Below are 13,230 nucleotides of genomic sequence, written 5' to 3' on the forward strand. Positions count from 1 at the left end.
CTTAAAATACCTCAGGGTAGATTAACAAAAATTAAATAATAAGTTTTTTGAGATAACGAAGAATGTCTTTAGGATGGTGCTGATAGGCAGATTCGAACTGCCGACCTCACCCTTACCAAGGGTGCGCTCTACCAACTGAGCCATATCAGCATTCATTTTTAAAGATGGAGCGGACGGCGGGAATCGAACCCGCAGCTTTAGCTTGGAAGGCTAAGGTATTACCACTATACGACGTCCGCGCATTCTTTTCAAAAATCTCAATAAAAATGGTGGAGGGAGGTGGATTCGAACCACCGAAGGCGGAGCCGTCAGATTTACAGTCTGATCCCTTTGGCCACTCGGGAACCCCTCCAATTTTTTATCACTTTTAGTTGTTCTAACAACTAAAAGTATTAATGGTGCCGACTGCCGGAATCGAACTGGCGACCTACTGATTACAAGTCAGTTGCTCTACCAACTGAGCTAAGTCGGCACTACATTAAGTGGTGCGAATTCTAGAGTAATGTTTTCTTGCATGCAACAGGAAAATGCAAAAAAAACCATGTTTTTATGCGTTTGATGTTTTTTTATCCGCATTCGTAAATAGAAATTCAATTAAAATCGCTTAAGTCGCCTTAAAACAGTTCAATCCATGAAATAAAAGCTCAGGAATTAATTCAAATTGATTTGGCATGTGTTCAGCAATTTGCTCACTATTACCACCAGTTATAATCACTTTATCGAGCGATAATATGGTTTCTGCTTGTGTGATGGCATTATTTATCGCGCCCACTACCATAGCCCAACAGCCAAAATTAACACATTCTGAGCTATTAGTTCCGAATGATAACTGGGGCAAATTTTCTTTTTCAGCAAAAATTTTTTGAGTGTTACCAAGTAAGCTATCAAACATGGTTTGTAAACCAGGCATTATCCAACCACCAAGGTGAAGACCATTATCAGCAAGTAAGTCAACAGTTATCGCCGTACCTGCATCAATAATAAGAGTATTGTATTTTGGGTATAATTGCTGCGTGGCAATTAACGCTAGCCACCTATCAACCCCAAGTTTTTCCGGTTGCTGGTAACTAGAGGTAACACCATAGGCATAGGACTCGCTGTGAACTTGTAGAAAATTAATTTCACGCTTGGCGGCCCATAATTCTAATTCAATGACTAGCTCATTACATTGTACATTCGCCACAATCACTTCAGTGACCTCTACAAGCGCCCCACTCACTAGTAGCTCTGATAATAGCTGATGCTCAGCATATCTCATCTGCATCGCTTGAATTGACTGGCTATTTTCAACGACAATATATTTAATGCGCGTATTGCCAATATCAACTAATAACTTCATCCATCGCCTCGCAAACTTACTTCACCACCATAAATAGGACTAACTTTGCCATTGACTTCTAACATTAAAGCGCCTTGAGCATTAATGCCACGACAAATACCACGTGTTGATCTATCCCCTGTGATCAAATTAACCGGCTTATTGATATAAAAATCTTGGCTTTGCCACTCACTAACCATGGTATTAATACCAGTTTGGCTATGTATTTTTAAACGTTTGGTTAGCGCAATAACAATTTCTGCCGCTAAGACATTACGGTCAACTTTACCACCAACAGCATTTGCTAAATCAATCCATGGTTGGTCAACTAACTTTGCACTTTTTTCTGGCATATTAATATTTAAACCTATGCCAATAACACAATGGCAAGGCTCCATAGCTTGGCCTTCGAGATCTATTAAAATTCCCGCTAGTTTGACCCCCTGGTAATAAATATCATTTGGCCATTTTAATTCGACCTCAGTATCATGAAGGATTTTAATTGCGTCACTAACAGCTAAGGCAGCAACCACACTTAACCCCATAGCCGCCGACATCCCTTGCTCTAAATGCCAATACATAGACATATAAATATGAGAGCCAAAAGGTGACACCCATTGCCGCCCTCTTCTACCTCGCCCAGCACTTTGGTATTCCGCAATACATACTTGCCCTAAGGAGTTTTGGTGAGGTAAACGGCGCATTAAATAACTATTGGTTGAATCAATAACACTGTGTACTTCAATTTTTGTTTCTATTTGCTGCTTAGCAACGTGTGCTGAGATCTTTTCTTCACTTAACAATTCTATCGGCTCTGCTAAGCGATAGCCTTTGCCTGTAACACTAAAAATATCAAAACCCATCTCTTGCAGAGCAGCAATATGTTTAGAAATGGCTGCACGGCTAACGCCAAGTTCTTCACCTAATGCTTGGCCAGAGAGAAAGTCTCCTTTTACTAATTGCTGAATTAACTTTTCTCTAATCGCTTTCATTACTGGCACCCTATTTCTGCACTGTTAACTTCACCTTCAGCGCCAATAAAACGCACTTCGGTGTCTAAAGCAATGTTAAACTTGGCCAGAACTTTTTGCCGTACATATTGTGCAAGTATTGCAATATCTTGTCCCGAAGCGTTGTTATAATTCACCAATACTAATGCTTGGCGGCTATGCACACCAACATCGTCTACTCGGTAACCTTTTAGTCCTGACTTTTCAATTAACCAACCTGCAGCTAATTTAACACGGCCATCATCTTGTGTGTAATGCGGTATGTCAGGGTACTGTTGTTGCAATAAGGAACAACAAGACTTCGATACTATCGGGTTTTTAAAAAAGCTACCGGCATTGGCTAATATTTTAGGGTCAGGTAATTTACTTTCACGTAATTCGATAACTTTAGTCATTATGCCTTTGGCTGAAACTGACGGTTCAAGTTCATTCAAGCCTTGATAATTAAGAACCGGTTGCCAGCGTTTAGGAATTTTAAAATGCACATGCGTGATCACACCTTTTGCATTTAGTTGCCGTTTGAAGATACTTTCACGGTAACCAAACTGGCATTCAACTTGGCTATATTCAACTAGTTTGCGTGTAGAAAAGTCAAACCATGAAACACGGTTAATAAAACGCTCGACTTCTATACCGTAAGCACCAATATTTTGTACTGGCGCGGCACCAACACTACCTGGTATCAAGGCTAAGTTTTCTAAGCCATATATTTCATTGTCAACGCAATATTTAACAAAATTGTGCCAGTTTTCTGCACAGCCAACAGTTATGAGAAAGTTGTCATCATTTTCTTCAACTGCTATTCCCTTAATATTGGGGTTTACTATAACTGGGGCAACTTGCTCACAAAATAAGGTATTACTTCCTTCACCTAGAACGTAACTTTGAGCTAAATCTTGTGGGCTAATTGCTGTGAGTTCAGCAATACTGGTGGGAAAAAATATTTTAGGCGTAACAGCTTTAATGTTAAAGCTGTTCAAGGCTTGCAGCGAAAATTGATGGTAAACTATCATAACAACAAATTTGGAGTGTTTTCGCTATTGTACGCAATAATAAGTAATGCATAAACTCTAGTTAGCGTTTTATCAACCTCGTTTTCTCGCCGCTAGCTTTATAATGTTATTACGCTCGTTATAATATTTATTTTGATATTTATCGGTATCTATATTTTCACTGTGATTTATCACTACACCTTCAATTGGTGCATTGACTTGTTTTAACATGCGCAAACCTGAAGAAATCTGGTCACGCTTAGTTTTATTGCCATGAACGACATACAACACGCTTTCCACTAACTTAGAAATAATCACGGCATCACTTACCGCATTAACTGGCGGTGTTTCAATTATGATACGGTCATAAAAATTACCAAAAACTTTAATCAGCATATTGAAACGCTTCATCGATAAAAACGCCAATGGGTTAGCAGGAGAAATGCCTGAGGTTAGAATATCTAATTTGACATTTTTATCACGAATTATACATTCATTAATTTGATGGGTTTTCGCCAGCAAATTGGACAATCCAGGACGATGCTGATTTAAGTTCATATTCTTAGCAATGGTTGGATGTCGCATATCCGCCTCTATCAACAGCACCTTCTCCATTTCACTAAAGGAACGTGCCAAGTGCAATGCTACGGTAGACTTACCTTCGTTGGGAACAGAGGATGTAACCGCGATAATTTTTGGCGGTGTTTTTTCGTTGTTAAATAGTAGTGCCGTTCGCAATGTTCTAATCGCTTCCGTAAAGCGATTATCAGAAATATAAGCATCTTCTTTTTTATCGCTGGAACTAGCTTTAATTTTAGGCAAAACCGCTAATATTGGCGCTTCATTAAAATTATCAAGTTTACGGCGAGAGTTTAGGGTATCAACCAATAATTCGCGCATAATAATAACAACAGAAATAAAGGCTAATGCCAAAATAAAACTGATCATCACCGCCAAGGTTTTATTTGGCGCAAAGGGTGATTTAGGCATAATTGCTTTATCAATAAAGCGCACATAAAAATTTGCTTTATAATTGCCCATTGCATCTGCTTCTTTTAGACGCACAAGATAATTATTATAAAGCTCTTTATTAGTTTCTACTTCACGGCTAAGTTGTGAGAATTTATTTTGCAAACGACTTAACCTAATAAAATCAGCTTTCGCTTCCGCCAATCGCTCCTCTGTGGCATTTACTTTCTCAACCGCATTATAATAGTCTTTCTCGACAGAAGAAACGATAGCTAATATTTGTGATTTTATGCGTTTCTCTAGCGATTCTAACTCTGCTTGTACCGCGATTCTTTTCGGGTGTTTTGGACCATAGCGTTGCGACAGTTCATACAGCTTACGCTCAACTTTTTCTTCATCACGTTTTAAGAGTAAAAAAGCTGACTTGCTATTCACTTCTTGCATTTGTATAAGCTTGGTAAAATCAGAGCGATGCTTTTTTATTTCTTGATAAGTAACATTCAAATCATCTCTTACTTTTTTTGCTTTTAACGCTTCAGATGTTAATTCTGATAATTGCCCACCGACGAGGCCAACAATCCCTTTAATATCAACAATACCTTCATTTTCCCGATAGTCTTGTAGAGACTGCTCTGAAATTTCAAGTTTTTTACCTAGCTCTTCCAGTTGATCAACTAGCCACTGAGAGGTCGTTTCTTTTGAGGCACTATGAATTTCATCTTGATACTGCAAGTAAGTTATACCAACTTGGTTGGCCACCTTTTGTGACAGTTCAGGAGAATATGAAGAGAATGAAATTTTCACTAATTCAGTATTTGCAATTGGCGCAATATTAAGCCGCGCCTGAAATGCAGTGACAATATCTCTTACTGTTGGTGTACGTTTAGGCCGGCCAATTTCTGAAAAGAATGCGACTTTGTCATTGTATTTACCGCTATTGAACTCACTATGGGCAACTAAATTTAATTGCGAAATAACTCGTTCGGCAAATTTGCGAGAGCGCAACAGTTCATATTGGGTTTGAATTTGCTCTTTGCTGGCATTTGACTCATTAAAAGCATCATTGATTGATAAGGTATTAGCCGGTTTATTACTACCAATTTGTAAAATCGCAGTCGCTTTATAAGATGGTTTGAGTAACGACACGTAAAATGCCACCATAAACGTAACAACTAAGGTGAAAAAAATCACTTTCCACCGGCGCGCCCAAAGAGGCGTTAAAATTTCATTTAACGCTACTTCGTCGTTGACCAGTGCTATTTGTTCATTTTCTGGAGTATTCAAAAAAAGCTTTGCTCTATTTCTATAATATCATCTGGCAAAATTGAACTGGCTACATTCGCAGTAAATGTGCGCTTTACTCCATCAACAACCCGAGTAATTTTCCAGTCCGATTTCGACGCTCTTGCCGCTAAACCACCAGCAATGGCGATAGCCTTATCTAATGTTAAATCTTCCTGAAATGGATAACCGCCTGGGCGCTTAACTTGTCCGTGAATAAAAAATGGTCGGTAGCTTATAATGGAAACACTGACTTGAGGATCAATTAAATAATCTCCTCGCAAGCCATCAGCAATTTTTTTTTCTAATGCTTTATTTGATAACCCCAATACTGAAATATCAGATAAGAATGGAAATGAGATCATACCTGATTTATCTATTTTCACCTGAATAGTTAAATCAGGCTCACCATAAACCGCTATTTGGATCTGGTCTCCAGCCCCTAAACTATAATCACTTGCCAGTGTCTGACTACACACACAAAGCAAACAAAACATTAAAAATCGCATAAATTTCACCCAACCGAGTTACAAATAGTAACACTTTCCATTAGCCAAATGCTAATTAAATTATACTTGCAGAATTGTTAACTAAGCATTTATTGCCTAGGGCTAGTAAAACAACATGCTAATACACTGATTATATTTACAAAAACACATCGAGCAAAAAACAAACAGCACTCTAGTTGTACATAACAACAATTAAAGCGAAATAGTTATACCTAATGAAAGGCTGTTGTGTTGATAATCAATATCAGCGTAGTTGGCATCTAAAGATTTATATTGATACCTCAGATGAAAGTTGAAATTTTCACTACGTTGATAATGCAACGCTATGCTCGAAGATAAATAATCTTCTTTGCGATGATTTTCAGGTGTAATAAATTGATCATTATTTAACGCCAAAGCAATTGTAGCATTAAACTGCTCGGTAAAAGCGTGAGCTATATCGACTTGGTAAATCTCTGCTAATCGATAGCTATTATTTAAACGATTGCTTTCATCAAACTTTCGATGGGACAAAGCACGTACAGTAGTATAATCCGACGGGCGCCAAGTATAATCAAACCGCCATTTAAATGCATTATCATCAGCTAAACTGTTATTTTCAAATTTCAAGTTTTGATAGCCGACCAGAAAACTGAGCTCACTAATCACCGTTGTTTGCCACTTCACACCTAGTAAACCTGTTAGACTATCGCGATTACTAAGTGCCGCATTGGGAAAATCTGTCAATCGATAACCGATATCAAAAGCCAAATAGGTTTTACCTGAAAGTAAATAATCAAAACCTACTTGATAGTTTATTACTTCATTATCAAGCTGCTTTGTAGTTGAGCGGCGCGTTGTGTATTCACCTTGGTTATAATCTACTAAAAAGTTAAGCCGACCTTGTGAGTCTTCATTGCCGTATTCAAACCCGACACTTGCACCAATATCTTCTTTCTCATCACCTTGCGTTAAACTTTTAGCATCACCAAGCGATAAGCCCGTACCTCGATAGTTATAGCTATTAAGCCAATGTGCCGACAAGTAAAATCGTTGGTTTAGTGCAAACTTGTATTGATAAGTAGGTTGCAAGGTAAAATCAGTATGATCATCATCTTCAAAGTCAGCAAAAAGATATGAATTAACTGTCGCATCGAGGTTAAAAGCCGATTGTTTACTTTTTGACGATAACCCTAATGCTGAGGATAATGTGTAAAAAGCTGTACTTTGCTCTTCATGCGCTTGATACAAAAAATTATCTATATAACCAGCTTCTGCAGCAACATTTAAATCTAAATGTTGCTGCGACTCTGCAAAAACTAGTGGGCTAATGCCACAATTGACAGCAACTAATGATGTTAAAAAGACATAACTTTTTATTGGGAGCGACACGCGATTCATAACTGACTTTAGCCTATTATTATTTTACTTGTGATAATAGCTGTCAGTATGCACAAAAACAGATTTCTTGAAAATGCTTTGTTATACATTTGTTAGCAACATTGATGAAATAACATAAAAAAGCAACCAAAATGGCTGCTTTTAAAAGTACAAATAAGCTTAGACTAGATATTTTTGGTAAATGCTTTTGATTTACGCTGAATGTTATACATTTTCTGCTTACCTTCAGGTAGGTTTTCAATGGCTTGTTCTACGTAACCTTGTTCTATAAACCAATGGGCACTAACCGTTGTCAGCACAAATATTGAGGATAGTTTTTGCCTTTTTGCTGCCTGTTCTAAAGCAAGAATCAAGCGAATACCTCGGTTACCGCCGCGATAATCAGGATGAATAACTAAACAGGCTATTTCACCGGTATTGGCTTCTGCATAGGGGTATAAAGCTGCACATGCAATTATAACCTCTTCTTTTTTAATGACAGTAAAACGGTCAATTTCAACTTCCAATAATTCTCGTGAACGTTTTACTAACACCCCTTCTTCTTCAAGCGGCGCAATTAGCTCTAAAATACCACCAACATCATCAATACTTGCAGCGGATAATTGTTCGTGGTGGTCTTTGGCAATTAAGGTGCCTGCGCCATCACGAGTAAATAGCTCTTGCAATAAAGCGCTATCACTTACATAACTGACACAATGACAACGTTCTACGCCTTGCTTGCCACTTTGTACAATCGCTTGCAACAGTAACTGACCTACATAATCATCTTGCTCATTAATTAAGCTTGCAACGGTTGCTACACCACAACTGCGGATCAACTCTCCTTTTTGGTCAAGCAGCCCTTGCTGTTTTGTTAATGCAATTAATTTGTCTGCTTTTAAAGCTATGGCAGTTTTGGCAGCGACATCTTCCAGAGCTAAATTAAATACTTCACCTGTAGATGAATAACCTACTGGCGACAGCAACACAATCGAGCCAAAGTCTAATTGTGTTTTAATACCTTGCTCATCAATTCTTCGCACGGCGCCGGTATATTTAAAGTCAACACCATCACGGACACCAATCGGCTTGGCAATGACAAAATTCCCTGTACTCACTCGTATTTGCGAACCATGCATTGGCGAATTAACCAACCCCATAGTTAACAAAGCTTCGATATGTATGCGTAAAGAGCCAGTAGCATCCTTCACTGACAACAAGGTTTCAGCGTCAGTAATCCGCATATTCTGTTCAATCTGCGGTGTAAGCGCTTGTGCTTGCAGTCTTTTTTCAATTTGAGGTCGAGCGCCGTGTACTAGCACTAATTTAACCCCCAAACTACGCAATAATGCAATATCATGAATGATATTAGCAAAATTAACATGTTCAACGGCATCACCACCAAACATCAGCACGAAGGTTTTACCTCGGTGAGCATTAATATAGGGCGCGGCATTGCGGAACCATTTAACGTTATTCTCATTGCTATTCATAGAAATTACACGACTTTACTAGCTAAACTTAGGCTGTCACAGAGCAGCGCTGTACAATATATTCCATGGCTACTTCATCCGCAGGATCTTTATGTGGGCTCTGCTCACTATCTTCAATAATGTTGTCAGCTAACGTACATTTATCAATTAAGTTAAAGCCCAATTGGGTGAAATAATCTGGAATATAAGTTAATACAATAATTTTCTGCAATTCAATTTGATGTGCAAATTCAAGCAAGTACTGCACTAACGCCTGTCCTTGTCCTTGTTTATGCGCTTGCTTAGCGATAACCACTGAGCGGATTTCTGCTAAGCCCGTTTGATAAATATAAAGTGAGGCACAACCGACAACTTCACCGTCGAGTTCAGCAACAACAAAGTTTTGTATGTCGTGAATAATATTATCGCGACTACGCGGCAGAATTTCACCTTGCTCGGCCCAGTAACTTACCAAGGTTTGGATACTGTCAACATCTGACATTCTCGCTCTACGTACCGACATTGCCGCCGCACGCTGGGCATTTAGGCGTTGTTTAACTTGCTTTAAAGTTAAATTAATTTGCGCTTTACTTGGCGCCCCTAGAACTTGAGTGTTTAAGGTATCTTGCTGGTCGGTTAGACCATTTAGCGATTGTACATCGGCCAAGGCTTTTTCAACCTGTATTCGCGATGTGCCACCTATCGCGCCACGCTTATCTAGACATGACTCTATTGATAAATGTTGATAAACGTCTTGCTCAATCTTATCGCTAAATTGCTGCAACTGTGCAATTGAAAAGTCTTCTAGTGCATGTCCGGCATCAATAGCGGCTAAAACAACTTCACCAACAATGTGGTGGGCTTCTCGAAACGGAACATCTTTACTGACCAGATAATCAGCAAGCTCAGTCGAATTTGCATAGCCTTGCTGGGCAGCTGCTAACGTTCTAGCGCGGTTAACTTTCAATCCTTCTGCTACAAGTACCGCCATTTGCATGCATTCTTGCCATGTATCAAGCGCATCAAATAAACCTTCTTTGTCTTCTTGCATATCTTTGTTGTAAGCAAGTGGCAAAGCTTTCATGGTCATCATCATGCCAGTAAGAGAGCCCATTACCCGGCCAGCTTTGCCGCGCAATAATTCACATGCGTCTGGGTTTTTCTTTTGTGGCATAAGTGATGAGCCCGAGCTCACTAAATCACTCATTTCAACAAAACCGGCTTCACCCGAGTTGTAAAATATAAGATCTTCAGCAAAACGTGACAAGTGCATCATGCTAATACTTGCTGTTGATAACAGCTCAATTACGTGATCACGATCAGAAACGGCGTCTAAGCTATTTAATGTAGCACTACGAAAACCTAGATTATGCGCTAATTGTTCGCGATCTATCGGATATGCCGTACCTGCTAAGGCTCCTGAGCCTAGCGGCGAAGTATCGGCCCGATATAAAGCATCTTTTAATCGGCCGATATCACGGTTAAACATTTCAACATACGCCAAGCACCAATGACCAAAAGTTACCGGTTGTGCGCGTTGTAAATGGGTATAGCCAGGCAGTACGGTATTACGTTCACGCTCAGCAAGATCTAACATCGCCTGTTGTAAATTTACTAAAGCATAAAGTAAATCACTGCCTTTTTCTTTGCACCATAGTTTGAGATCTGTTGCCACTTGGTCATTACGACTGCGACCTGTGTGCAGTTTTTTACCTAAATCGCCGGTTTTTTCGATTAAGTTGATTTCCACCCAGCTGTGAATATCTTCTGCGTCAGAAGTTAAAATTTGTTGTGGATTTTCTTCCACTGAAGTTTTCAACTCGAGCAAAGCGCTTTTAAGCGCTAAGAACTCGGCTTGTGTTAATACATCAACCGTTGTTAACGCTTCCGCCCACGCTATTGAGCCAACAATGTCTTGTACAGCCATACGGTAATCAACCGGTAAAGAGTCATTAAATTTTTTAAACTGCACACTGGCTTGTTCTTTAAAACGCCCGCCCCATAATGCCATAACTACGCCCTCTACCTTTATTTGTCTTTGTTAATAGCTGAATCTGCTTGGTGCATGGCAGTAATTCTACTTGATAAGCTAAACAAGCGAATAAAACCTTCGGCATGTTTTTGGTCGTAAACATCGTCCGCGCCAAACGTTGCAAACTCTTCAGAGTATAGGCTGTTTGGTGAACGACGCTGCGTAACTTGTGCCATTCCTTTGTATAGTTTCACCACAACATCACCCGTTACTTTTTCTGCAAATGATGCCGCAGCCGCCAATTGAGCTTTTGCCAGCGGTGTAAACCAACGACCATCATAAATAACATGCGAGAACTCATGGCCTACAGATTCACGATATTTTAGTGACTCCTTGTCCAAAATTAATGATTCTAGGCCTTTATAAGCCGCCATTAAAACCGTACCACCCGGTGTTTCATAGCAACCACGTGACTTCATACCCACTAAGCGATTTTCAACAATATCAATACGTCCAACACCATGTGCCGCTGCTTTTTCATTTAAATACATCAATGACTGATAAGCTGACATAGGCTGACCATCAACAGCTGTCAATTCACCTGCTACAAAGCTGAGCATCACTTTACCCGCTTCATCTGGCGCATCTTGTGGATCGACTGTCATGGTCCAAACTTCTTTCGATGGCTCACACCATGGGTCTTCTAATTCGCCACCTTCATGAGAAATATGCCAAGCATTCGCGTCACGGCTATAAATTTTCGTTAACGACGCTGCACACGGAATATTTCGCTCTGCCAAGTAAGCAAGTAGGTCTTCACGCGACACCATATCCCACTCACGCCACGGCGCGATGACGGTTAATTGTGGTGCAAGAGCAGCAAAACAAGACTCGAAACGTACTTGATCATTACCTTTCCCTGTACAGCCATGACAAACAGCGTCAGCACCAACTTTTAATGCAACTTCAATATGCGCCTTAGCAATAACTGGCCGTGCCATAGACGTACCCAATAAGTACTGCCCTTCGTAAACTGCACCGGTTTTAATAATGGGGTAAATATAATCTTTGACGTACTCTTCTTTTAAATCAACAACATGACATTCAGAAGCTCCTGATGCGATGGCTTTCTCTTTGATACCGGCAAGTTCTTCGTCCCCTTGACCAACATCGGCACAAAACGCAACCACTTCACAGCCATCATAATTCTCTTTTAACCAAGGTATAATGGCAGAAGTATCTAATCCGCCTGAATATGCTAATACAACTTTCTTTATTTGTTTCTTTGCAGCTAGTGCCATGACTTTGTTCCTTAACAAAATTTTGTTTGTACTTAGCGATACAGCGCAACCACTAAGTGCTATTTAATTGATAATATTTAGCTAATAAGCTTAAGTAATTGATTCTTTAATCAGCCAATAAGCGAACCAATACCGCATTTTGAGCCCACATGCGGTTTTCGGCCGATTGAAATACCACTGACATATCGCTATCGAACAATTCAGTGGTAATTTCTTCTTCAAGGTGTGCAGGCTGGCAATGCATAACAATGCTGGCACCTGTTTTTGCCATCAGCTGGTGATTAACTTGATAAGGCTTAAACGTTGCCAAGATATCGTTAATATCGGTGTTATCGCCCATGGAAATCCAAGTATCGGTATAAATGGCATCTTGCTGACCAATATCGTCTAAGTTACTGGTTAAGTTTAGCTTCGCCCCAGAGGTCTGGCTCAAGGTAATGGCCTTGTTGTACATCTGCGCTTCTGGGCCGTGGCCTTTAGGACATACCAGGGTAAAATCTACCCCAATTGTCGCCGCCATCAGCATTAACGAATTCGAGACATTATTAGCATCGCCAACGTATGCCAGTTTAACTTGTGTAAGATCAGTAAAATGCTCAGCTAAAGTGACAAAATCAGCAAGTGCTTGGCAAGGATGGTAAAGGTCGCAAAGTGCATTAATCACAGGCACACTGGCGTGCTGGCCTAATTGCTCGATTGAACTATTACTAAAGACCCGAGCAACAATAGCATCAGCATAACAAGAAAGGTTTTTAGCATAATCACTAACTCGTTCTCGTTCGCCTAACTTGCCATTCTGCTGACCTAGATAAAGAGCGTGACCGCCAAGCTTATTAATTCCCATGTCAAAACTTACATGCGTTCTTAAGGAAGGCTTTTCGAAAATCATCGCTACTGACTTGCCTTTTAATGCCTGACTATAACTCTCAGGTTGTTTTTTTATGTCGATTGCTAGCGCAATTAAGTCAAGTATTTGGGTTTTAGATAGCTGATCATCAGCCAAAAAATGTTGTAAATTCGTTAATGTGTTCATGAGTTTTCCTGTGC

The 13,230-nt window shown here is 39.8% G+C and carries 10 protein-coding genes and 4 tRNA genes; all 14 read right to left on the reverse strand.

The features are described 5' to 3' along the window. Positions 1-74: 74 nt before the first annotated feature. The 14 genes from AC27HL_RS17635 to AC27HL_RS17700 all read right to left on the reverse strand — a co-directional run bounded on the left by AC27HL_RS17635 (position 75) and on the right by AC27HL_RS17700 (position 13,216). Positions 75-150 (reverse strand) — tRNA-Thr (locus AC27HL_RS17635). A gap of 15 nt (positions 151-165) precedes the next feature. Further along, positions 166-239 (reverse strand) — tRNA-Gly (locus tag AC27HL_RS17640). Between the two features lie 28 nt (positions 240-267). After that, positions 268-352 (reverse strand) — tRNA-Tyr (locus tag AC27HL_RS17645). Between the two features lie 44 nt (positions 353-396). Next, positions 397-472: transfer RNA gene (locus tag AC27HL_RS17650), tRNA-Thr, on the reverse strand. A 132-nt stretch (positions 473-604) separates the two neighbouring features. After that, entirely contained in the window at positions 605-1,339 is a 735-nt protein-coding gene (locus tag AC27HL_RS17655) for a type III pantothenate kinase (protein ID WP_487082372.1), read from the reverse strand. After that, positions 1,336-2,310: a bifunctional biotin--[acetyl-CoA-carboxylase] ligase/biotin operon repressor BirA gene (gene birA / locus AC27HL_RS17660; protein WP_487082373.1), complete on the reverse strand. Its 975-nt coding sequence runs from the start codon at positions 2,308-2,310 to the stop codon at positions 1,336-1,338. The genes AC27HL_RS17655 and birA overlap by 4 nt, the downstream gene beginning before the upstream one ends. Continuing rightward, positions 2,310-3,341, reverse strand: a complete 1,032-nt coding sequence (gene murB, locus AC27HL_RS17665; protein WP_487082374.1) for a UDP-N-acetylmuramate dehydrogenase — start codon at positions 3,339-3,341, stop codon at positions 2,310-2,312. The genes birA and murB overlap by 1 nt, the downstream gene beginning before the upstream one ends. Before the next feature lie 72 nt (positions 3,342-3,413). Next, the gene (locus AC27HL_RS17670) at positions 3,414-5,573 is read right to left on the reverse strand and encodes a GumC family protein (RefSeq protein WP_487082375.1); all 2,160 of its coding nucleotides are present in this window, start codon (positions 5,571-5,573) and stop codon (positions 3,414-3,416) included. Further along, positions 5,570-6,079, reverse strand: coding sequence for a polysaccharide biosynthesis/export family protein (locus tag AC27HL_RS17675; protein ID WP_487082376.1), 510 nt, complete (start codon positions 6,077-6,079; stop codon positions 5,570-5,572). The genes AC27HL_RS17670 and AC27HL_RS17675 overlap by 4 nt, the downstream gene beginning before the upstream one ends. 192 nt (positions 6,080-6,271) lie before the next feature. Continuing rightward, positions 6,272-7,459, reverse strand: a complete 1,188-nt coding sequence (locus tag AC27HL_RS17680; RefSeq protein WP_487082377.1) for an outer membrane beta-barrel protein — start codon at positions 7,457-7,459, stop codon at positions 6,272-6,274. Positions 7,460-7,623: 164 nt separating this feature from the next. Next, a complete protein-coding gene (gene argA, locus AC27HL_RS17685) occupies positions 7,624-8,931 on the reverse strand; it encodes an amino-acid N-acetyltransferase (RefSeq protein ID WP_487082378.1) in 1,308 nt (435 codons plus the stop codon). A 28-nt stretch (positions 8,932-8,959) separates the two neighbouring features. Next, entirely contained in the window at positions 8,960-10,921 is a 1,962-nt protein-coding gene (argH, locus tag AC27HL_RS17690; RefSeq protein WP_487082379.1) for an argininosuccinate lyase, read from the reverse strand. Between the two features lie 17 nt (positions 10,922-10,938). After that, the gene (locus AC27HL_RS17695; protein WP_487082380.1) at positions 10,939-12,183 is read right to left on the reverse strand and encodes an argininosuccinate synthase; all 1,245 of its coding nucleotides are present in this window, start codon (positions 12,181-12,183) and stop codon (positions 10,939-10,941) included. Positions 12,184-12,289: 106 nt separating this feature from the next. Then, positions 12,290-13,216: an ornithine carbamoyltransferase gene (locus AC27HL_RS17700; protein WP_487082381.1), complete on the reverse strand. Its 927-nt coding sequence runs from the start codon at positions 13,214-13,216 to the stop codon at positions 12,290-12,292. Between the last annotated feature and the right edge of the window lie 14 nt (positions 13,217-13,230).

It is taken from the genome of Colwellia aquaemaris (genome assembly GCF_057548755.1).

Bases quoted from the DNA above. Each gene is read 5' to 3' on its own strand.
- birA (WP_487082373.1), bottom strand. From the start codon at position 2,310: ATGAAAGCGATTAGAGAAAAGTTAATTCAGCAATTAGTAAAAGGAGAC.
- argH (WP_487082379.1), bottom strand. From the start codon at position 10,921: ATGGCATTATGGGGCGGGCGTTTTAAAGAACAAGCCAGTGTGCAGTTT.
- murB (WP_487082374.1), bottom strand. From the start codon at position 3,341: ATGATAGTTTACCATCAATTTTCGCTGCAAGCCTTGAACAGCTTTAAC.
- AC27HL_RS17655 (WP_487082372.1), bottom strand. From the start codon at position 1,339: ATGAAGTTATTAGTTGATATTGGCAATACGCGCATTAAATATATTGTC.
- AC27HL_RS17695 (WP_487082380.1), bottom strand. From the start codon at position 12,183: ATGGCACTAGCTGCAAAGAAACAAATAAAGAAAGTTGTATTAGCATAT.
- argA (WP_487082378.1), bottom strand. From the start codon at position 8,931: ATGAATAGCAATGAGAATAACGTTAAATGGTTCCGCAATGCCGCGCCC.
- AC27HL_RS17675 (WP_487082376.1), bottom strand. From the start codon at position 6,079: ATGCGATTTTTAATGTTTTGTTTGCTTTGTGTGTGTAGTCAGACACTG.
- AC27HL_RS17700 (WP_487082381.1), bottom strand. From the start codon at position 13,216: ATGAACACATTAACGAATTTACAACATTTTTTGGCTGATGATCAGCTA.
- AC27HL_RS17680 (WP_487082377.1), bottom strand. From the start codon at position 7,459: ATGAATCGCGTGTCGCTCCCAATAAAAAGTTATGTCTTTTTAACATCA.